At 60.8% G+C, this 20,090-nt stretch carries 17 protein-coding genes; 8 read left to right on the top strand and 9 right to left on the bottom strand.

All coding sequences use genetic code 11. The annotated features are described in order from the left end of the window. Positions 1 to 41: 41 nt before the first annotated feature. Positions 42 to 410 carry a helix-turn-helix domain-containing protein gene (locus LB453_RS20285; RefSeq protein WP_103793698.1) on the bottom strand — a complete coding sequence of 123 codons (369 nt, stop codon included), beginning with the start codon at positions 408 to 410 and terminating at the stop codon, positions 42 to 44. A 175-nt stretch (positions 411 to 585) separates the two neighbouring features. Between LB453_RS20285 and LB453_RS20290 the strand changes: the two genes are divergently transcribed. The 3 genes from LB453_RS20290 to LB453_RS20300 all read left to right on the top strand — a co-directional run bounded on the left by LB453_RS20290 (position 586) and on the right by LB453_RS20300 (position 3,739). Next, positions 586 to 1,245, top strand: a complete 660-nt coding sequence (locus tag LB453_RS20290; RefSeq protein ID WP_103793697.1) for a response regulator — start codon at positions 586 to 588, stop codon at positions 1,243 to 1,245. Next, on the top strand, positions 1,242 to 2,597 hold the full coding sequence (locus LB453_RS20295) for a sensor histidine kinase (RefSeq protein ID WP_103793696.1): 1,356 nt from the start codon (positions 1,242 to 1,244) through the stop codon (positions 2,595 to 2,597). The genes LB453_RS20290 and LB453_RS20295 overlap by 4 nt, the downstream gene beginning before the upstream one ends. Before the next feature lie 275 nt (positions 2,598 to 2,872). Continuing rightward, a complete protein-coding gene (locus tag LB453_RS20300) occupies positions 2,873 to 3,739 on the top strand; it encodes a nucleoside-specific channel-forming protein Tsx (RefSeq protein WP_033793233.1) in 867 nt (288 codons plus the stop codon). 203 nt (positions 3,740 to 3,942) lie between these two features. Here LB453_RS20300 and yjdN read toward each other — a convergent pair whose 3' ends face one another. Both yjdN and LB453_RS20310 read right to left on the bottom strand, forming a co-directional pair. Then, the gene (gene yjdN, locus LB453_RS20305; RefSeq protein WP_103794027.1) at positions 3,943 to 4,380 is read right to left on the bottom strand and encodes a VOC family metalloprotein YjdN; all 438 of its coding nucleotides are present in this window, start codon (positions 4,378 to 4,380) and stop codon (positions 3,943 to 3,945) included. A gap of 73 nt (positions 4,381 to 4,453) precedes the next feature. Next, positions 4,454 to 5,350 carry a LysR family transcriptional regulator gene (locus LB453_RS20310; RefSeq protein ID WP_103793695.1) on the bottom strand — a complete coding sequence of 299 codons (897 nt, stop codon included), beginning with the start codon at positions 5,348 to 5,350 and terminating at the stop codon, positions 4,454 to 4,456. Positions 5,351 to 5,454: 104 nt separating this feature from the next. On the opposite strand from LB453_RS20310, the gene LB453_RS20315 reads away from it, so the two are divergent. From LB453_RS20315 to LB453_RS20330, 4 genes are all read left to right on the top strand, one after another. Continuing rightward, a complete protein-coding gene (locus tag LB453_RS20315; protein ID WP_103793694.1) occupies positions 5,455 to 6,768 on the top strand; it encodes an amidohydrolase in 1,314 nt (437 codons plus the stop codon). Continuing rightward, on the top strand, positions 6,765 to 8,207 hold the full coding sequence (locus tag LB453_RS20320; RefSeq protein ID WP_103793693.1) for a M20 family metallopeptidase: 1,443 nt from the start codon (positions 6,765 to 6,767) through the stop codon (positions 8,205 to 8,207). The genes LB453_RS20315 and LB453_RS20320 overlap by 4 nt, the downstream gene beginning before the upstream one ends. A 78-nt stretch (positions 8,208 to 8,285) precedes the next feature. Next, on the top strand, positions 8,286 to 9,806 hold the full coding sequence (gene abgT / locus LB453_RS20325) for a p-aminobenzoyl-glutamate transporter (protein WP_103793692.1): 1,521 nt from the start codon (positions 8,286 to 8,288) through the stop codon (positions 9,804 to 9,806). A 186-nt stretch (positions 9,807 to 9,992) separates the two neighbouring features. Beyond that, positions 9,993 to 11,405: an MFS transporter gene (locus LB453_RS20330; RefSeq protein WP_103793691.1), complete on the top strand. Its 1,413-nt coding sequence runs from the start codon at positions 9,993 to 9,995 to the stop codon at positions 11,403 to 11,405. Positions 11,406 to 11,452: 47 nt separating this feature from the next. Here LB453_RS20330 and LB453_RS20335 read toward each other — a convergent pair whose 3' ends face one another. The 3 genes from LB453_RS20335 to LB453_RS20345 are packed head-to-tail and all read right to left on the bottom strand — an operon-like array spanning position 11,453 to position 15,297. Continuing rightward, positions 11,453 to 12,769 carry a c-type cytochrome gene (locus LB453_RS20335; RefSeq protein ID WP_103794026.1) on the bottom strand — a complete coding sequence of 439 codons (1,317 nt, stop codon included), beginning with the start codon at positions 12,767 to 12,769 and terminating at the stop codon, positions 11,453 to 11,455. A gap of 10 nt (positions 12,770 to 12,779) precedes the next feature. Further along, positions 12,780 to 14,564 (bottom strand): GMC family oxidoreductase, encoded by a 1,785-nt coding sequence (locus LB453_RS20340; RefSeq protein ID WP_224481564.1) that lies wholly within the window; start codon positions 14,562 to 14,564, stop codon positions 12,780 to 12,782. Between the two features lies 1 nt (position 14,565). Further along, complete coding sequence (locus LB453_RS20345) at positions 14,566 to 15,297, bottom strand: gluconate 2-dehydrogenase subunit 3 family protein (protein WP_103793689.1); 732 nt, start codon at positions 15,295 to 15,297, stop codon at positions 14,566 to 14,568. A 297-nt stretch (positions 15,298 to 15,594) separates the two neighbouring features. On the opposite strand from LB453_RS20345, the gene sbmA reads away from it, so the two are divergent. Continuing rightward, a complete protein-coding gene (gene sbmA / locus LB453_RS20350; protein WP_103793688.1) occupies positions 15,595 to 16,836 on the top strand; it encodes a peptide antibiotic transporter SbmA in 1,242 nt (413 codons plus the stop codon). Between the two features lie 42 nt (positions 16,837 to 16,878). Here the strand turns inward: sbmA and LB453_RS20355 are convergent, their stop codons facing one another. The 3 genes from LB453_RS20355 to LB453_RS20365 all read right to left on the bottom strand — a co-directional run bounded on the left by LB453_RS20355 (position 16,879) and on the right by LB453_RS20365 (position 20,085). Further along, entirely contained in the window at positions 16,879 to 18,516 is a 1,638-nt protein-coding gene (locus LB453_RS20355; protein ID WP_103794025.1) for a dihydroxyacetone kinase subunit DhaK, read from the bottom strand. A gap of 109 nt (positions 18,517 to 18,625) precedes the next feature. Beyond that, positions 18,626 to 19,666: a YncE family protein gene (locus LB453_RS20360; protein WP_103793687.1), complete on the bottom strand. Its 1,041-nt coding sequence runs from the start codon at positions 19,664 to 19,666 to the stop codon at positions 18,626 to 18,628. Positions 19,667 to 19,875: 209 nt separating this feature from the next. Then, positions 19,876 to 20,085 (bottom strand): DUF1471 domain-containing protein, encoded by a 210-nt coding sequence (locus LB453_RS20365; protein ID WP_103793686.1) that lies wholly within the window; start codon positions 20,083 to 20,085, stop codon positions 19,876 to 19,878. Positions 20,086 to 20,090: the final 5 nt, after the last annotated feature.

Raw genomic sequence — 20,090 nt, forward strand, 5'->3', positions numbered from 1 at the left:
GACTAAACAATTCAGCTATCCGTTACACCTGTTAGCTGGCCTCAGCTTGCCATCGCCAGCGGAAACAGCAGACGATCCGGCTCAACGCGGCGCTGACGGCGCAGCTGCCCCGGCGTGACGCGAAAATAGTTTTTAAAGGTTCGCGTGTAGGCCTGCTGGGTGTCGAAACCGTAGTTCATCGCCACCTGCAGAATCGCCTCGTTACTGTTCAGCAGCAGCAGCGCGGACTCCGTCAGGCGGCGCTGACGAATATATTCCGCCAGCGAAAAGCCGGTGTGCTGACGAAACAAACGCTGCAGATGCCAGCGGGAATAGCCTGAGCGGCGCGACACCTCATCCAGATGGAGATCCTGGCCTAAGTTATTTTCAATCCACTGCAGCAGACTACGAATGAATTCGCGCTGATTCATGAGTTCCTCCTGATACGGCATGATGTTCAGTGAACCCACTGTAACGGGGAAAATTTATCCCTTAATTAGCGAAAAATTAGCGCAGAATTAGCATCGCGCCGCCGTGCGGCGGCTTTAATTCTGTGCTAATAATCCCGGCGTAAACTGAGGCCAGTCACTGACGAGGCGATCTTCCATGCGCGTACTTTTGGTTGAAGATGATGAAATGATCGGCGCTAACCTGCAGCAGGCGCTCGAAGCCGCAGGCTGGTCGGTTGACTGGGCGCGCGACGGCGTCTTCGCCCATCACGCCTGGAATGAGGGCGACTATACCTGCGTGCTGCTCGATCTCGGCCTGCCACGCGACGATGGCCTGCAGGTGCTGAAGCGCGCGCGCGGACGCGGCGATACCACGCCGGTGCTGATTTTAACGGCGCGCGACACGGTGGCGCAGCGCGTGCAGGGGCTCGACAGCGGCGCCGACGACTACCTTCTGAAACCGTTCGACCTGCAAGAGGTGCTGGCGCGCATGCGTGCAATCACCCGTCGTCGCCACGGCGCAGCGGACTCGCTGCTCGGCAGCGGCGACGTTCAGCTGGATATGATGACGCGCGAAGTGCTCTATAAGGGCCAGCGCGAGCAGCTTACCGCGCGCGAATATGCCCTGCTTTACGCCCTGCTGGAGCGTCCCGGCGCCATCCTGTCGCGCGAGCAGCTGGAGAACCGCATCTACGGCTGGGGCGAAGAGGTAACCAGCAACGCGGTGGACGTGCTGATCCACGGCATGCGCCGCAAGCTCGGCAACGACGCCATCCGCAACGTGCGCGGGCTTGGCTGGCGCGTGCCTGCGTTATGAAACCTTTTACTTTTATGCGATCCCTGCGCAATAAGCTGCTGAGCACGCTGCTGCTTATCCATCTGCTGATGATCGGCGGCGTAACCTGGTATTTCTTTAGCTGCTACGGCGACATGATTGGCACCATGAAGGACGACCAGCTGTCGAAAATTGCCGACGCCTGGGCGACCAACAAAACGATCCCGGCGCTGATGCCACTGATGCTGCACGCCGACAAAATGAAAAGCGCCTACGTCGTACAGCTGTGGGACAGCAACGGCAGGCTGCGCGCCAGCTCCTGGCCGGAGCTGCATGCGCCGCTGCAGGCGCAAAAAGGCTGGCACGATATCGACGTTGGCGGCTGTGACGAGTGCGCCTGGCGTATCTACACCCGTCCCGGCGAGCCAGGCAGCGAAATTAAAACCATTCAGGTGATGCATAACCTCAGCCATATGCGTGCCGAGATGGTGAGGCGCGCGCTGGCGGCGATTATTCCCCTGATTTTGATGATGCCGCTCTCGCTGCTGGTTATCTGGCTGGTGGTGCGCAAAATCACCCGCGATCTGCGCGTCGCCTCGCGCGAGATCGCCGCGCAGGAGACGCTGCATCCCCATCTGGTGTCGCCCGAGGGGCTGCCGGACGAGATCCTGCCGCTGGTTGAGGCCTACAACTCACTGCTGAACAAGCTGCGCGCCGCCTGGTCGTCGCAGCGCCAGTTCCTGGAGGACGCGGCGCATGAGCTGCGCACGCCGGTCACCGCGGTGACGCTGCAGCTGGAGAACCTGCGCCAGCATATTCAGCCGGGCGAAGCGAGCCGCCAGTTCGATCAGCTGGAGGCGGGCGTAACGCGCACGCGACATCTGGTGACGCAGCTGCTGAATATCTCACGCCAGGAAGATAAAACCCTGGTCGCCTCGGTAGAGAATATCGAGCTGGAAGATCTGCTGAAAGAGAGCATCGAGCAGCTGATGGTGGTGGCCGACAAGCGCGGCATCGACATCGGCTTTAACGGCTCGACTCGCTATCGCCTGCAGGCGAGCCGCTCCGAGCTGCGCAGCCTGTTCGATAATCTGATCGGCAACGCCATGCTGCATACCCCGGAAGGCAGCCTGGTGGATGTCCTGCTGCATGAGGTCGGGGATCGCACGGTGGTCGATATCGTCGATAACGGCCCCGGCATGCCCGAGGCGTTTATCGATCGCGCCTTTGACCGCTTTACCCGTTCGCCGACGGTAAAGGCGCAGGGCAGCGGCCTGGGCCTGTCGATTGTGCGCAGCGTCGCGCAGAAACACCATATCCAGGTTTCCCTCTCCAACTGCCTCAATCCGCAGGGCGCCATCTGCGGGTTACAGGTTCGCGTCACCCTGCCCTGATTTTCACGTTCGCGCGCAATCCCGACAACGTAAACGGTTGCGGCGTTCCGTTCGCCACCGCTTAATTTCGTGATGGACTTCACAATTTCACGTAAATGCAATGCAACACATTTTGACAAACGTGAGCAAAATCTATTTTCTATCGCTCTGTAACGGTCAGGCTACGCAGGTCAAAAACCGGCTGTAAAAAACGGTTACATCTTCGCCGCCCCACTCTGGGATCGATTTTACTCTGGCTGCGTCCCCGCGCAGTCAAAAGCATGTGGTTAATGATAATGAAATTTAAAACCTTGATAGCAGGCGCCTTGCTGGCGACATCCCTGAGCAGCGGCGCGCAGGCCGCAGAAAGCGATCCGCAATACCTTTCCGACTGGTGGCATCAGAGCGTCAACGTGGTGGGCAGCTATCACACCCGCTTCGGACCGCAGTTCAATAACGATGTCTATCTGGAATATGAAGCCTTCGCGAAAAAGGACTGGTTCGATTTCTACGGCTATCTCGATCTGACCAATTTCTTCGGCATGGGTAACAGCAACGCCAACGGCATCTTCGACCACGGTTCGCCGATGTTCATGGAAATTGAGCCGCGTTTCTCAATCGATAAGCTGACCGGCACCAGCCTGGCCTTCGGCCCGTTCAAAGAGTGGTATTTCGCCAACAACTATATCTACGATATGGGCCGCAACAGCGATAACCGCCAGAACACCTGGTATATGGGTCTCGGCACCGACATCGACACGCACAGCGACGTCGGCCTGTCGCTTAACGTCTACGCCAAATACCAGTGGGAAAACTACGGCGCGGCGAACGAAAACAGCTGGGATGGCTATCGCTTCAAGGTGAAATATATGGTGCCGATTACCACCCTGTGGGGCGGCAACCTGAGCTATATCGGCTTTACCAACTTTGACTGGGGTTCCGACCTGCGCGACAAATCAGACGCGTCGCGCACCAGCAACTCCATCGCCTCCAGCCATATTCTGTCGCTGGGTTACGACCACTGGCATATCTCCGCCGTGGCGCGTTACTTCCATAACGGCGGTCAGTGGGCGGATGGCCAGGAGCTGAACTTTGGTCGCGGACCTTTTGAAGTGAAATCTACTGGCTGGGGTTACTACCTGGTGGCGGGTTACAACTTCTGATAAAAGCGGGCGATCAATTATCTGCCCGCTTGAAAGCAGTGCCTGTCGCAGGAGAGCTGGCCCGATCGCAGAGATGCAAAAACGGCTATGCCAGCTCGACCTGCGCAAATACGCACCTCATCCCTGAGGTGCGCCCGTTACCGGGCTGACGCGATGCGTTATGGGAAAACGCTCACCGCGTAAACACACTACCTTAACCAGACTTACTGCTGCGGTTTCACCACATTGATGCGCCACGGAATGCCAAACTTATCGATAAACATGGCGAAGCCGTCTGACCAGAAGGTCTCCTGCCACGGCGTAGTGACTTTGCCGCCCGCCGACAGCTTTTCAAACCAGGCTTTACCCTGATCCACATCGGTGGTCGACAGACTGACCGCATAGCCCGCATGTTCTGAAGCTGGCGGCTGATCGGTGTTGCCGTCGCTCAGCATCAGCTCACCCTGACCAATACGCAGATGAGCGTGCATGATTTTCTCCGGCGGCAGCGGCGGCGCAGACTGGTCGCCCACCTGTTCACCCTGATCCGGCATATCGCCAAAGGTCATTTTGTACAGCAGTTCGCCCTCGGTGGCGGCCAGGTAAAAATCGATCGCCTCTTCGCAGCGGCCATAGAGAAACAGATAAGGACTGACTTGCATCTTCACCTCCATTTGTCGGTTGGATTTCTTACAGCACCTTAACAGTGTAGACGATCGACCTAATGCACTGTTTTTACTGGCAATAGCGCCGAAACAGCTGCGCCATATAGGCGCTCATCGGCGTCAGTGCGGTCTCTTTGCGCTGAATCAGGTAGAAGGTCGCTTTTGGCAGCGGCTCGTCCAGCTCCAGCGCCACCAGCTGGTGCCCCAGCACCGGATCGTTAATCACATCCACCGACAAAATGCTGACGAAATCGCTCTGCGCCACCAGACTGGTGCAGGCCATAAAGGTTTCGCAGGAGACCACGATTTTCGGCGCCATGCCGCGCTCGCCAAACAGATCGTGCAGCAGTCGGTAATAGCTGCCTTTCGGCGTCGGCATCGTCCAGTCGCACTGCTGCAACTCCGCCAGCGTGCGCGCCTTTTCCAGCGGGTGCCCTTTGCGCACCACCACCTTGTAGTCGCGCTGCATCATTTTCTCGAAGCTCAGCTCCTGATCGAGATGGCTCTGGTCGTAGGTGTTGATGGTGAAATCGAGTTCGCCCTGGCGCAGCTCCGGGATCATCGACACCAGCTGCCCCTCAACGATACGCACCTTTACCTGCGGATATTCGCGGTGAAACTGGGTGATAACCTGCGGCATGATGGTGCGCGCCACGCTGCCGCCCACCCCGATATTCACCCGTCCGCCTGCCAGCCCCAGCCGCTGCTGAATATCCTCCTGCGCCACACGTAATTCTTCCAGCACCAGACTCGCATGGCGAAAAAAGTTATCACCTACGTCGGTTAACACCACACCCTGCTGGCGGCGAATAAAGAGTTTTGCGCCTAAAACCTGCTCAAGTTCCTGAATCGCTTTGGTCAGCGCTGGCTGGGAAAGCCCGGAAAGACGGCCTGCGGCGCGGATACTGCCCTGGCGCGCCACCTCTACAAAGGCGCGCAGCTGATGCAATTTAAGCTGTGACGGCATGATAACCACGGTTTATCAGGAGAAAGTTATTCGCATCTTATGCGGTCCGCGCGCCTTGTGTAAATTCGACGCTGTGCATAAAAAACCATCAATAAGGATTTCCTATGACAACCCTCTCCGAGCAGGTCCAGGCGCTGGCGCCGCAGATGCAAAGCTGGCGCCGCGATCTCCATCAGTACGCCGAATCTGGCTGGCTGGAATTTCGCACCGCGACGCGGGTGGCCGACGCGCTACACAGGCTGGGCTATCAGCTGCAGCTGGGCCGCGAGGTGATTAACGCCGAGGCGCGCATGGGGCTGCCCGACGCCGAAATCATCAAACAGCAGGAGGCGCGCGCGCTGCAGCAGGGTGCGCTGCCCCAGTGGCTGCCCGCGTTCTCCGGCGGCTTTTGCGGCATCGTCGCCACGCTCGAGACTGGCCGACCCGGCCCGGTCATGGGGTTCCGCGTCGATATGGACGCGCTCGATCTTAATGAGAGCCAGGCGGCCGATCACCTGCCGCAGCGCGAAGGCTTCGCCTCCTGCAATCCCGGCATGATGCACGCCTGCGGCCACGACGGCCATACCACCATCGGGCTGGCGCTCGCCAGCGTGCTGATGGCGATGAAGTCGCAGCTGAGCGGCACCCTCAAACTGATTTTCCAGCCCGCTGAAGAGGGCGTCCGCGGCGCGAAGGCGATGGTGGAAGCGGGCGTGGTGGACGATGTCGATCTCTTTACCGCCATCCATCTCGGCACCGGCGTGCCCGCTGGCGAACTGGTATGCGGCAGCGACAGCTTCCTCGCCACCACGAAGCTCGACGTACGCTTTACCGGCGTCGGCGCGCACGCGGGCGGCAAGCCTGAAGAGGGGCGCAACGCGCTGCTGGCGGCGGCGCAGGCCACGCTGGGGCTGCACGGGCTGCCCCAGCACAGCGGCGGCGTGGCGCGCGTCAACGTCGGCGTGCTGCAGGCGGGAACCGGCCGCAACGTGGTGGCTGACACCGCGCTGATGAAGGTGGAGACGCGCGGCGCCAGCAACGAGGTCAACGACGATATCTATCAGCAGGCGCTGCGCGTTATCGCCGGCGCAGCCGCGATGTACGGCGTGGAGTATGAGGTGAAGCTGATGGGCGCGGCGCGCAGCTGCACGCCGACTCAGCCCTGGGTCGATTTTCTCCACCAGCAGGCGGAGGCGCTGGGCATCTTCGACTCGGTGGTGGACCGCAAGGCGCAGGCCGCCGGATCGGAAGACGCGACCTACATGATGGAGCGCGTCAAACAGCGCGGCGGCCAGGCGACCTACGCCATCTTCGGCTGCGAGCTGGCGGCGGGTCACCATAACGCCCGCTTCGACTTTGACGAAAGCGTGATGGGCAAAGCGGTGCAGATGCTGGCGACGCTGGCGCTCAACCAGGCGCAGTTCGGAGGCGGACGATGAACGCGGATCGCCTTGCCGACTATATCGACACTCACCAGGCGCGCTTCACCGCCCTCAGCGACGCCATCTGGGAGACGCCAGAAACCCGCTTCGCCGAAGTCCGATCCAGCGCGCTGCTGGCTGATGCGCTGGAGCAGGAAGGCTTCACCGTGACGCGCGGCGTCGGCAATATCGAAACCGCCTTTATCGCCAGTACGGGCGAAGGCCAGCCGGTGATCGCCATTCTTGGCGAGTTCGACGCGCTGGCCGGGCTGAGCCAGCGGGCGGGCTGCGCGCGGCCGGAGCCGCTGGAGGCAAACGGCAACGGCCACGGCTGCGGCCATAATCTGCTCGGCACCGCGGGGCTGGCGGCGGCGTTCGCGCTGAAGGCGTGGCTGGCGCAGCACGGCGGACGCGGCACGGTGCGCTTCTACGGCTGCCCCGGCGAAGAGGGGGGATCGGGTAAAACCTTTATGGTGCGCGAGGGGCTGTTCGACGATGTCGACGCCGCCGTTACCTGGCATCCCGAGGGCTTTAGCGGCCTGTTTAATCTCAGCACGCTGGCCAACATCCAGGCGGCATTTCAGTTCAAAGGGGTGGCGGCGCACGCGGCCAACTCACCGCACCTGGGCCGCAGCGCGCTTGATGCGGTGACGCTGATGAACACCGGTGCCAACTTTTTGCGCGAGCATATCGTGCAGGAGGCGAGGCTGCACTATGCGGTGACCAACAGCGGCGGCGTCTCGCCCAACGTGGTGCAGGCCGATGCCGAAGTGCTCTACCTGATCCGCGCGCCCGAGCTGCCGCAGGCGCAGGAGATCTACCAGCGCGTAATCAATATTGCCAAAGGCGCGGCGCTGATGACCGACACTCAGGTCAGTGTGCGCTTCGATAAGGCCTGCTCTAACTATGTGCCGAACCGCGCGCTGGAGGCGGTGATGGAGCGTTATTTGCATCACTTCGGTCTGCCGCACTACAGCGACGACGAGCGCGCCTTCGCCGCCGATATCCGCGCCACGCTGAGCGAGGAGGATCTGCGCAACGCGCGGCTTAATGCGGCGCGCACCGGCGGCGAGGCGGGCGCGGCCTGGATTGAGGCGCACGGCGACAAGCTGCTGATGGATGAAGTGGCGCCCTGCGCGGCGACGCGCGAGCTGCTCTACGGCTCCACCGACGTCGGCGACGTCAGCTGGGTGACGCCCGTTGCGCAGTGCTTTGCACCCTGCTTTACCTTCGGCACGCCGCTGCACACCTGGCAGCTGGTGGCGCAGGGACGCACCACCGTCGCGCACAAGGGGATGCTGCTGGCGGGCAAAGTGATGGCCGCCACCGTGCTGGAGCTGCTGACCGATGCGCAGGCGCTGGCGCGCTGCCGCGCCGAATTTGAACGGGCGCGCCGCGCGCAGCCCTATAGATGCCCGATTCCTGCAGGCGTCACGCCTTCAAAACTGGCCAGCTGAGCCGCGGCCGCGCCGCCGGGCGCGGACCGATAACACAATAAAAAAACGCAAACACGACCATTCAAGACGAGGAATATCATGACCATAATGTCGGAGAGTCGCAGCCCTGGGAAAGTGTTCGGCTGGATAGAGCGGGTCGGCAACAAAGTCCCCAATCCCTTCCTGCTGTTTGTTTATTTAATCCTGGTGCTGATGGTAGCCACCGCGATTATCAGCTCGCTCGATCTGGCGGTGAAAAATCCGGTCAGCGGCGAGATGGTGCGCGTTAATAACCTGCTGAGCGTCGCCGGCCTGCAGTGGATCCTGCCCAATATCATCAAAAACTTCAGCGGCTTTACGCCGCTCGGCTCGATTCTGGCGCTGGTGCTCGGCGCGGGCCTGGCGGAAAAAGTTGGCCTGCTGCAGTCGCTGATGGTGAAGATGGCGTCACGCGTGAGCCGCCGCTACGCCAGCTATATGGTGCTGTTTATCGCCTTTTTCAGCCATATCTCCTCCGATGCCGCGCTGGTGGTGATGCCGCCGCTCGGGGCGCTGATCTTTCTCGCCGTGGGCCGTCATCCTGTGGCGGGCCTGCTGGCGGCGATTGCCGGCGTCGCCTCGGGCTTTACCGCTAACCTGCTTATCGTCACCACCGATGTGCTGCTCTCCGGCATCAGCACCGAGGCGGCGAAGGCGGTGAGCGATACGGTACAGGTCAGCGTGATCGATAACTGGTTCTTTATGGCCACCTCGGTGATTGTGCTGACCGTGGCGGGCGCCATTCTCACCGACAAATTTATCGAACCACGCCTGCCGCAGTGGAATGAGGGCAGCAGCGAGCGGCTGGCGGCCCTGACGCCGCTGGAGAATCGCGGCCTGCGCGCGGCGGGCATTGCGGCGTTGCTGTTTATCGGCGTGCTGGCGCTGCTGGTGGTGCCGGAACATGCGCCGCTGCGCGATCCCAAAACCGGCGGCATTGTGCCCTCCCCCTTCATTCGCGGCATCGTGCCGATCATCATTCTGTTTTTCTTCGTGGTGGCGATCGTCTATGGCGCGGTGACAAAGCAAATTCGTCGTCCCGACGATATTCCGCAGCTGCTGGTTGAGCCGATGAAAAGCATGGCGGGCTTTATCGTTATGGTGTTTCCGCTGTCGCAGTTTGTGGCGTTCTTCAACTGGAGCAACATGGGCAAGTTTATGGCCATCGGGCTGACCGACGTGCTGGAGAGCGCGAGTATCAGCGGCGCGCCCGCCTTTCTCGGCCTGATGTTCCTGTCGGCCTTTCTCTGTATGTTTATCGCCAGCGGATCGGCGATATGGTCGATCCTCGCGCCGGTATTCGTGCCGATGTTTATGCTGCTCGGCTTTCACCCCGCCTTCGCCCAGATGATCTTCCGTATTGCCGACTCGGCGGTGCTGCCGCTGGCGCCGATGTCGCCCTTTCTGCCGCTGTTTCTCTCCTTTCTGCAGCGCTACCTGAAAGGTGCCCAGCTCGGCACCTATTACGTGCTGATTTTCCCCTATCCGGTGGTCTTCTTTATCACCTGGATCGCGCTGCTGCTCGCGTGGTATGCGCTGGGGCTGCCGATCGGGCCGGGCGTCTGGCCGCAGATGCCTTAGCGCTCTCGCCAGGGAGGGCGAAAAGTGCAACGTACGTTGCTAAAAACTCACCAACACCCCTCTCGGCAAGGATCGCCGAATTGATTATTCTGCTGTTTCTTCGCTTGCTAACGGTCACTATTTTTATAACGTCGCCACGCCGTTAGCGAGACAGGCAAACACCGTCACACCGAGGTTAATAAAATAATGACAACCACCTGCACTTCAGGGATGGCGCCGGGGTGCGCTGCGCCGTCGCCGAATAACAGCTTAGCGGCGCGCATCGACGCCCTGCCTTCGTCACGCGGCTTATGGCGTTTTATTACGCTGCTGGCGCTCGGCGGCTTTTTTGAGCTCTACGATCTGTTCGAAACCGGCTATATCAGCGCCGGGCTAGTGGCCGCCGGTATCTTCCACACCGGCAGCGCGGGCGTGTTCGGCATCGCCGATCAGGCCGCCTTCGCCTCCGCCACCTTTCTCGGCCTGTTTGTTGGCGCCAGCCTGCTTGCGCCCTGGGCCGACCGCTTCGGTCGCCGCCTGACGTTTATGTGCGCGCTGGCGTGGTATGGCGTTTTCTCGCTGCTGATGGCCTTCCAGCAGAGCGCGGAGATGATTATTCTGTTCCGCTTTCTGGTGGGCATCGGCCTCGGCATCGAGCTGGTGACCATCGACACCTATCTTTCAGAATGGGTGCCGACGCATCTGCGCAGCCGCGCCTTCGCCTTCTCTTTTTTCGTGCAGTTCCTCTCGGTGCCAACGGTGGCGCTCATGTCCTGGTGGCTGGTGCCGCAAACACTGTTAAGCCTCGAAGGGTGGCGCTGGGTGGTGATTGCAGGGGCACTCTGTTCGCTGATTATCTGGTTTATCCGCAAAGATCTGCCGGAGTCGGCGCGCTGGCTGGCGCAGCAGGGCCGTCATCAGGAGGCGCATCAGGTGCTGAGCGCGATGGAGAAACGCTGCGGCGTCGCGCCCGGCGCAGATTTTCCGCCGGATGACGCGGCGGCGCAGCTGCCGAAACGCGGCCGCTTCAGCGAGATCTGGGCGCCCGCCTACCGCAAGCGTACCCTGATGCTGGTGGTGATGAACTTCTTTCAGGCGATCGGCTTTTTCGGCTTCGGCAACTGGCTGCCCGCGCTGCTGTCGGGCAAAGGCGCGACCGTCACCCACAGCCTGCTCTACGCCTTTTTTATCACCCTCGCCTACCCGCTCGGCTCGCTGATCTGCAGCCGCTACGCTGACAGGATCGAGAACAAATGGCAGATTGTTTTATCCTGTCTGATGACGGTGGTGTTCGGCACGCTGTTCGCCTTCCAGACTAATCCGGTGCTGCTGATACTCTGCGGCTTTCTGATCACCTACTCCAACGCCTGGCTGACCTTTAGCTATCACGCCTACCAGACGGAAATTTTTCCCACCCATATCCGCGCCCGCGCGGTCGGCTTTTGCTACTCTTTTAGCCGCCTCTCAACGGTGTTCAGCAGCATTCTTATCGGGATGATTTTGCAGTATGCGGGCAGCCAGGGCGTTATCGCCTTTATCGTGCTGAGTATGCTGATGGTGATGCTGTCGGTGGGGGTTTACGGGCCAAAAACGCGCGGGATCGATCTGGAGAATATTTAAGTGGAATAAAGGCGCTCCAGCCTGAGCCGGAGCGCCGTGATACAGGATTACTGATTTTCGAGCTGGTGGATATCCGCGCTGCCCTGATAAGGCTGAATAGTCTTATCTTTACGCAGCTTCGCCACATCCTTCGCCGTGACGTCTGACTTGCCGCCGTTGCCCCAGCTGGTGCGGATAAAATTCACCACGTCCGCGACCTGCTGATCGTCCAGCCGCCAGCCGAACGCCGGCATGGTAATGGTGGTCGGCGCGCCTTTCACGCCGGGCAAGGTGCCGCCCGCCAGCACGATATGGATCAGCGAGGTGGGATCCTCGGCCATCACCACCGGGTTGCCGCGCAGCGCCGGGAAGAAGCGCTGATAGCCGCTGCCGTCAGTTTTATGACAGGCCGCGCAGCTATCAACATAGACCGAGGCGCCGGTCGCGCTGTCGTCGCCTTTCCACAGCGCTTTCGCCGTGGCGTCATCGACGCTAAACGCAGCCTGGTTCGGGTCCTTCGCGCCGAGCGACTTCAGATAGTGGGCGATCGCCGCGATATCCTTATCGCTGAGATGCTGCAGGCTGTGCTCAACCACCTCGGTCATGCCGCCAAACGCAGCGGTATGGTCGTTGCGACCGTAGCGCAGGAACTGACGCAGATCCTCTTCGCTCCAGCGGCCCAGCCCGTCACGGTTATCGCCGCGCAGATTGCTGGCGGTCCAGCCGTCAATCGGCGCGCTGCTGCCCGCCAGATAGTCGCTGCCTTCACCGTTGTTCAGGGCTTTCTCCTGCATGGTGATGCTGCGCGGCGTATGACAGGCACCACAGTGGCCCAGCCCTTCCACCAGATAGCGCCCGCGCGCCAGCTCAGGATCTTCCTGCGCCGCCGGCTGGAACGCCTTCACGTCCGGCGCGAACATCGTGCGCCAGATAGCCAGCGGCCAGCGCATTGACAGCGGCCAGGGAATGTCGCTTTTATGGTTAGCCTGCTCCACCGGCGCCACGCCGTGCATAAAGTAAGCGTAGAGCGCCTGCATATCTTCGTCGCTTACCACCGCATAAGAGGGATAAGGCATCGCTGGATAGAGGGTATCGCCATTCTTCGCCACGCCGTGACGCACCGCCTTCTGGAAGTCGTCGTAGCTGTAGTCGCCAATACCGGTCGCTTTGTCCGGCGTGATATTGGTGGAGTAGATGGTGCCGATCGGCGTCGCCATCGGCAGGCCGCCGGCGAAAGGTTTGCCATCTTTGCTGGTGTGACAGGCGACGCAGTCGCCCGCGCGCGCCAGATACTCGCCGCGTTTTACCCGATCGCCGCCGTTGTCGTCCGCCAGTGCGGCAAAGGTCATCGTGCCCAGAATCAGGGCCAGTAAGCCGTTTTTCATCGCCATTTCCTTATGCCTGCACCAGTGGACCCGGGTTTTTCAGATACTGTTCGCGGATCGCTTTCGCCGACCAGTAGGTCAGCGCCGCCACCATGCCCGTCGGGTTATAGCCCAGCCCCTGCGGGAAAGCGGAGGCGCCCGGTACAAAGACGTTCGGCACGTCCCAGCTCTGCAGATAGCGGTTAACCGCGCTGGTTGAGGGATCCTCCCCCATAATGGCGCCGCCGCTGATGTGCGTAGTCTGATAGACCGTGGTGTCGAAATGGCTGCCCGGCTTTTTCGCGCCGCCGATAATCATCTTCGGGCTCATCGCTTCGGCAATTTTATGCATCTTGCCCACCATAAACTGCGCCATTTTGATGTCGTTATCCTGCCAGTCAAAGGTCATGCGCAGCAGCGGCTGGCCGTGGGCATCTTTGTAGTTGGGATCGAGATCGAGGTAGTTCACGCGGTAGGACTGGTGCGCGCCGTGGGCGTCCATCGAGACGTGGTGCGTATAGGTATCCGCCACCGCCGCTTTCCACTTGCTGCCCCAGTTCGGCGTGCCGGTTGGGGTCGGCAGGCCAGAGATCGGTTTGGTACCCGCCTGGTTGACCCAGAACGGCGAGCCGCCGACGAAGCCGTGCGGCCCGTGGTCGAAGTTGTCGGCGTTGAAGTCGTCGACGCCAACGCCCGCGCCGCCCGCGCCGATAAAGGGGTTGGTGGTGGTATTTTTGTCGAACAGCGCCTTCAGGGTCGAGATGTTCTGATAGGCAAAGTTGCGGCCGACGGTGCCTTCGTTGGTGATCGGGTTATAGGGCTTGCCGATGCCGGAGAGCAGCATCAGGTGGACGTTGTGGAACTGGAACGCTGACAGGATCACCAGATCCGCCGGCTGCACCACCTCACGCCCCTGCGCGTCGACATAGGTGACGCCGGTGGCGCGCTTTTTGTCGTCGGTCAGGTTGACGCGCAGCACGTAAGAGTTATTGCGCAGCTCGAACTTCGGCTCCTGGCGCAGCGCAGGCAGGATATTCACGTTCGGCGACGCTTTCGAGTACATGTAGCAGGCGTAGCCGCTGCAGTAGCCGCAGAAGTTGCACGGCCCCATCTGTGCGCCGTAGGGGTTGGTGTAGGGGCCGGAGGTGTTGGCCGACGGCAGATCGTAGGGGTGATAGCCCACCGACTTCGCCGCCTCGGCAAACAGCTGCGCCGAGTAAGTGCGCTTCTGCGCCGGCAGCGGGAATTTATCGGAGCGATCCGGCGCAAACGGGTTGCCGCCCTTATCTTTGCCGACTACCTGCCCTTTAATGCTCCACGGCGTGCCGGAGGTGCCGAAGACTTTTTCCGCCTTGTCGAAGAACGGCTCCAGCTCATCATAGGTGACGCCAAAATCCTGGATAGTCATCCCTTCCGGGATAAAGTTTTTGCCGTAGCGCTCTTCATAGTGGCTGCGCTGGCGCAGCTCGGTCGGATCGACGCGGAAGTGGACGCCAGACCAGTGCAGCCCTGCGCCGCCGGTGCCGGTGCCCGGCAGAAAGGCGGCCAGCTCGCGATAGGGAACCGCCGTCTGCGAGGCGTCGTGACGGATAGTCACGGTGCTTTTCGACAGATCCTGGAACAGCTTTTTGCGAATATTGTAGGTCAGCTCGTCAATCGACTGCGGATAGGAGCCGTCTGGATAGGTGTCGCGATGCGGGCCGCGCTCCAGCGCCACCACGTTCAGACCCGCTTCGGTCAGCTCTTTCGCCATAATTGCCCCGGCCCAGCCGAAACCAACAATCACCGCGTCTGCTTTTTTCATCTCGTTTGCCATGTTACGCACGCTCCCCGCGAATCGATACTGACGGGAACGGATAGCGTTCGCCGCGCTCTACCCAGTCCATAAAGTCGGCGCGCGCGCCTGGGAAGCCGATCAGCTTCCAGCCCACCATATTCTGGTTGCCGCCGTGAATCGGGTCGCTGAAGAAGCCTTCGCGGGTGTTCTGGATCAGAAAGGCGAAGAAGGTTTTCGCCGGCAGCTGGCGGAAATCGGCCTCACCGCTCTCCATCGCCTGCAGCAGTGCGTCCTGTTGCTCGCCGCTGAGATCGGCAAAGACCTTGCCGTGCTGGCGCTTGCTGTAGTCGTCGGCGTCCGCCAGTCCCAGACGGTAGATCTGCTGCGGCACCAGCGGCAGCTGATAGCCCAGCTCTTTCGGCAGGTCCGGATTGAACGGCCCCTGCATATACCAGTTGGCACCGGTGGCGTAAGGGGTGTTCATCTGGCGGTCGATAAATTCCGGCACGCCCGCTTCCAGCGCGCCTGGGCCGCGCTCATCATTGGGGATCAGGCGGGCGACAGCAGCCTTGATAAAGGTGAACTCTTCTGCGGTAAACCAGCTGGGCTGGTAGTCGCGCGCCGGCTGCGCCGCTGCGGGATCGGCAGCCTGCACCGCGGGTGCCATGCTGAAGCCGCCGACGACGGCGCTGCCCGCCGCCATCGCTGGCGCCAGCGCAATGGTTCTTAACAGAAAATCCCTGCGTGTCTGCCCACGTTTTTGTTCTGACATGACATTGCCTCAGTACCGCTTATAATGCGGCATGAAAGTTAAACAGTTGCGTTGTAATGGTTTTTTTATGCGGATTAAGGGTTACAGCAGCACTGTTACCGGTAACAGCGGCCGCTAGTGTAACACTGTTGTGGTGAAACATTTAGTTCGCCGAAACAAATTCGCACAAATTCATTAACATCTCGTCGAAATGCTTTACCTGACGCACCGGATAACTGTCACCACCAGAAACAACACTCAACAGACAGATAATGCTAAAAGACGTTATAAAAGAGTGCACACAACAGCGGAGAGCCTATGTTTAAGTCCTTTTTCCCCCGGCCAGCGCTGTTTTTCAGCTCGGCAGCGATCTGGAGTCTGATCGCGATTTTTGCCTGGTTCGGCTTTGCCGATGACCTGCCGTCCCGCTGGCCAGCGCTGCATGCCGCCGTCCAGCAGCCGCTGCCGACCACGGCCGCGCGTTTTATCGCCCCCAGCCAGCTCTGGTTTTATGGCTACTACTGGATAGTGGTGGCGATCTTCGCCCTGGCCTGGCGGGTTATTGATAACCATCCCTGGCAGCGCTGGTCGGTGTGGGGATCGGCGCTGATTATCTTTGTCACCTGGTTTGGCGTGCAGGTCGGCGTCGGCGTCAACGCCTGGTATGGCCCGTTTTACGATCTTATTCAGCAGGCGCTGACCAAAGCAGGGTCGGTGCCGATTAGCCGTTTTTACGCGGAAGTGATGGCTTTTCTCGGCATAGCCCTGATAGCGGTGGTGATTGGCGTGATGAACTCGTTCTTTATCAGCCACTGGGTGTTCCGCTGGCGTACCGCGATGAACAACTACTATATGCACAACTGGCAGCGCCTGCGTAAGGTCGAAGGCGCGGCGCAGCGCGTGCAGGAAGACACCATGCGCTTCGCCAGCACGCTGGAGGACTGGGGCGTGAGTTTTATTCAGGCGATTATGACGCTGGTGGCCTTTTTGCCGGTGTTGATCGGCCTGTCGCATCACGTTAAGGATGTGCCGATTCTCGGCAATATCCCCTATGCGCTGGTGATCGCTGCGCTGCTCTGGTCGCTGTTCGGCACGGCGCTGCTGGCGCTGGTAGGCATCAAGCTGCCGGGGCTGGAGTTCCGCAATCAGCGGGTCGAGGCGGCCTATCGTAAAGAGCTGGTCTACGGCGAAGATAATGCCGATCGCGCGACGCCGCCGACGGTGCAGGCGCTGTTCAGCCGCGTACGCTTTAACTATTTCCGCCTCTACTTTCACTATCTCTACTTTAATATCACCCGCATTCTCTATCTGCAGGTCGATAACGTATTCGGCCTGTTCGTGCTGTTTCCCTCTATTGTGGCGGGCACCATTACGCTCGGGTTGCTGAACCAGATCACCAACGTTTTCGACCAGGTGCGCTCCTCATTCCAGTACCTGATTACCTCCTGGTCGACGCTGGTGGAGCTGATGTCGATCTACAAACGTCTGCGCAGTTTCGAGCAGATTCTGCAGGATATCCCGCATCAGGAGATGATGCGCGAAGCGGCGGAAAACGAGTAGCCACTGAAGCTGTCCCCACGGCGGGGACAGCTCCGCCCGGCATCACACCAGCGCGGCGAAAACCTTCTCCACGGCCCAGGCGCCGGGATCTTTTACCCCATCCAGCGTCTGCTGATTAAGGTAGGAGGCGCGTCCCGCTCTGGCGCTCTGCATCTGCGCGGTGGAGTCGGCGCCCTGCGCCGCCGCCACTGCCGCCTCCGCCAGTGAGCTGCCCGCCGATAGCGCCGCCAGCGCCGGCTCCAGCGCATCCACCAGCGTACGGTGGCCAATCTGCGCGCCGCCGTAGTGCTTCATCTGCTCCAGCCCCTGCGTCAGCGCCTGCGGCAGCGTGCCCCCCTCCGCCAGCCGCTGCCCCGCCGCGGTAAACAGAATCGACATCAGCACGCCGCTCGAGCCGCCCATTACCGTCGCCAGCTGCTCGCCCACCAGCGCGAACAGCGTCGGCAGATCCGCCAGCGGCAGCTGCTGCGCCTCCAGCGCGCTTTTCACCTTGCGCGCGCCGGCGGCGAAGGTCGAACCGGTGTCGCCGTCGCCTACTTTCGCGTCCAGCGCGTTCAGCTCCGCTTCGAGATCGATCAGCGTCTGCGCCACGCGGTCAACTATCTGCGCCGTGCGTTCGTCCTGAGAGGGGGTAAATTCAACGTTGCTGACCACGCGCTGGCTGCTCAGCGTGGTCACTGACTCCACCGCATGGACTGGCGCCCAGCCCAGCACCTCGACCGGCGCTTTCAGCGCCTCGAGAAACGCCGCTTCCACCTGCAGCACCGTCAGCGAAAAGCCTTTCATATCGAGCGCGCTTACCAGGGTCGCCGGGCCGATCAGATGGCTGATCTGCGCCGCCAGCGGGCTTTTCAGCACGTCGCGCGTTACCAGCGCCAGCTCCAGCATCGAGAAGCCGCCGAGGTTGTTCACCATCAGCACCGCGCGGGTGCCGGAAGAGAGATGTTTAGCCAGCTTCTCCGTCATAAGAGTGACCAGCTGCTCGCTGTTTTGCGTATCCAGCGTAATAACGCCCGGCTCGCCGTGAATGCCCATACCCAGCTCGCTCTCGCCCTCTTTCACGCGGTTGTCGCGCTTTTCGCCGGGAATATGGCAGGTGGAAAAGGCGACGCCAATGCTCGCCGTGCCCTTGATGGCGCGCTGCGCCAGGGTTTTCACCTGCGCCAGCGACTGCCCCTGCTCTGCGGCGTAGCCGGCGATTTTGTGGATCAGGGCGGTGCCGGCGATGCCGCGCGGCTGCGGGTTGTCCGGCAGGGCGATATCGTCCTGCACCATTACCATCTCTACCTGGTAGCCCATCGCGCGCGCCTTCTCCGCCGCCAGGCCGAAGTTAAGCCGGTCGCCGGTGTAGTTTTTCACAATCAGCAGGCAGCCGGCGTCGCCGGTGACGTTGATAATGGCGCTCAGCACCGCGTCGACGCTGGGAGAAGCGAAAATATCGCCGCAGACCGCCGCGGTCAGCATCCCTTTGCCAACGAAGCCGGCGTGCGCCGGTTCATGCCCCGAGCCGCCGCCCGAAATCAGCGCCACCTTGCTTTTGTCCCAGTCGTTGCGCACCACCACCCGAATATCGTCGCCTAAGTCGAGGCGGCTGAGGTTATGCCACGGCGTGCTCAGCAGCACGCCCTCTATCGCTTCGTTGACCAGATTATTTTTTTCATTCATCAGGAACTGGCTCATTGCATCTTCTCCAATGGTGTTGATGCCGCCAGGCAGCGGCACGCTAATAAAGGTAGCCGAAGAAATGCAAAGGGCGGCGCAGCGGCCGCCCCTGAAGAGGAGGGTCAAATTAAAGCGCGATACGCATCACGCTGTCGGGATCCTTCGGTGGTTCTTTGCGCGACCCCGGCTGCTTGACGCTGACGTAGAGCGTGCTGCCGTCGGCGGAGAGCGCCAGGCTGTTAGGCAGCCCTGCGGTTTTAACGCTGCGCTTCACTTTATAGCTGCTGGCGTCGATGATGCTGACCTCGCCCGCTTTGCGGTGCGTGACGTAGAGTTCGTTGCGCTGCGCATTGAACAGCACCGCCAGCGACTCAGGCACCGCGATCCCCTGGATCACCTTGCGATCGCGCAGATCGACCACCAGCACCTGCGGCTGTTTTGAATCGCTGAGGAAGGCGCGCTGGCCCTGCGTATCGAGCGCAATATTCAGGAAAAAGTGTTCTTTGTCACCGCTGATTTTCTCACGCTGTTCAATCGCGTTGGTGCGGGTGTTGATGGTAACCAGCTCGCCGTCGGCGTTGGTCACGTAGAGTTTTTGCCGCTCGCTGTCGAGCGCCAGGCCGGTGGCCATTTTGCCGGTGTTCGGCACCACGCTGATAAGCTGCAGGGTTTTGCCATCCACCACCCAGACCACGCTCTGCGGCCCCAGTCCGGTGACGTAGACGCGGTTGGTTTTGGTATCAACGGCGATCTCGCGCGGCTGCAGCGGGCGCACGCCCTCGCCGCGCTGGCGGCCGTCCAGCACCAGCGTGTTGATCACCTTGCCGCTCACGGCGTCGATGGCGGTCAGCGCGCTGCTGACCGTATTGCCAATGTAGAGCACGTTGGTTTGCGGGTTAATCGCCGCGCCAAAGCTTTTCAGCTCGGTGGGGATGGTTTGTTTAATCGCCAGGTTTTGCGCATCGAGGCGGAACACCGCGCCGCCCGGCGCGTCTCTGCCCTGTGATGCGGCAAGGAACAGCGTATTGTCGCTGGGGCTAAAAGCGAGTTCATAGGCGCCTTTGCCGATCGGCTGGGTAAGGTCGTTCGCATGCGCCAGCATGCCGGAAGCGGAAAAGAGCGCGGTGGCGAGCAGCGTCACACGCAGCGCAGAGGATAAGGATTTCATGATCTCTCCATAGCAAAAATTCACCGCCGTCAGGCAGTGCTGGAAAGCTCACATTGCAAACCAGACAAAAAAGCGAAACGGCCCTAAGGCCAGCAGAGACAGTTTTTTTGGCAAATCATAAGGATTTATCGCCGAAAGGGAAGCGGTTTCACCCGCTTAAACGCCGCCAGGACGCCCGCAGGCGTCCTGTCAGCAACAGCCGGTCAGGCTTATTTCAGCAGTTCAGCCGTCATATGTACGCCGTTGTTGGTGTAGGCTTCGGTCACTTTGTAAGATGCGCCCGCTTCTTTCGCCTGCGCCGCGATTTTGGCTTCCGCACCGTCAAGGGTAGAGTCGGTAGCGGTGACGCTCTGCGCAAAGCTGGTCAGGGGAAGAACAGAGAGAGCGATAACAGCAGCAAAAGTTTTGATAGTTTTCATGGTCA

The sequence above is a fragment of the Pantoea agglomerans genome, from assembly GCF_020149765.1.
Lineage (GTDB): Bacteria > Pseudomonadota > Gammaproteobacteria > Enterobacterales > Enterobacteriaceae > Pantoea > Pantoea alvi.

Bases quoted from the DNA above. Each gene is read 5' to 3' on its own strand.
- LB453_RS20285 (WP_103793698.1), bottom strand. From the start codon at position 410: ATGAATCAGCGCGAATTCATTCGTAGTCTGCTGCAGTGGATTGAAAAT.
- LB453_RS20290 (WP_103793697.1), top strand. From the start codon at position 586: ATGCGCGTACTTTTGGTTGAAGATGATGAAATGATCGGCGCTAACCTG.
- LB453_RS20295 (WP_103793696.1), top strand. From the start codon at position 1,242: ATGAAACCTTTTACTTTTATGCGATCCCTGCGCAATAAGCTGCTGAGC.
- LB453_RS20300 (WP_033793233.1), top strand. From the start codon at position 2,873: ATGAAATTTAAAACCTTGATAGCAGGCGCCTTGCTGGCGACATCCCTG.
- yjdN (WP_103794027.1), bottom strand. From the start codon at position 4,380: ATGCAAGTCAGTCCTTATCTGTTTCTCTATGGCCGCTGCGAAGAGGCG.
- LB453_RS20310 (WP_103793695.1), bottom strand. From the start codon at position 5,350: ATGCCGTCACAGCTTAAATTGCATCAGCTGCGCGCCTTTGTAGAGGTG.
- LB453_RS20315 (WP_103793694.1), top strand. From the start codon at position 5,455: ATGACAACCCTCTCCGAGCAGGTCCAGGCGCTGGCGCCGCAGATGCAA.
- LB453_RS20320 (WP_103793693.1), top strand. From the start codon at position 6,765: ATGAACGCGGATCGCCTTGCCGACTATATCGACACTCACCAGGCGCGC.
- abgT (WP_103793692.1), top strand. From the start codon at position 8,286: ATGACCATAATGTCGGAGAGTCGCAGCCCTGGGAAAGTGTTCGGCTGG.
- LB453_RS20330 (WP_103793691.1), top strand. From the start codon at position 9,993: ATGACAACCACCTGCACTTCAGGGATGGCGCCGGGGTGCGCTGCGCCG.
- LB453_RS20335 (WP_103794026.1), bottom strand. From the start codon at position 12,769: ATGAAAAACGGCTTACTGGCCCTGATTCTGGGCACGATGACCTTTGCC.
- LB453_RS20340 (WP_224481564.1), bottom strand. From the start codon at position 14,564: ATGGCAAACGAGATGAAAAAAGCAGACGCGGTGATTGTTGGTTTCGGC.
- LB453_RS20345 (WP_103793689.1), bottom strand. From the start codon at position 15,297: ATGTCAGAACAAAAACGTGGGCAGACACGCAGGGATTTTCTGTTAAGA.
- sbmA (WP_103793688.1), top strand. From the start codon at position 15,595: ATGTTTAAGTCCTTTTTCCCCCGGCCAGCGCTGTTTTTCAGCTCGGCA.
- LB453_RS20355 (WP_103794025.1), bottom strand. From the start codon at position 18,516: ATGAGCCAGTTCCTGATGAATGAAAAAAATAATCTGGTCAACGAAGCG.
- LB453_RS20360 (WP_103793687.1), bottom strand. From the start codon at position 19,666: ATGAAATCCTTATCCTCTGCGCTGCGTGTGACGCTGCTCGCCACCGCG.
- LB453_RS20365 (WP_103793686.1), bottom strand. From the start codon at position 20,085: ATGAAAACTATCAAAACTTTTGCTGCTGTTATCGCTCTCTCTGTTCTT.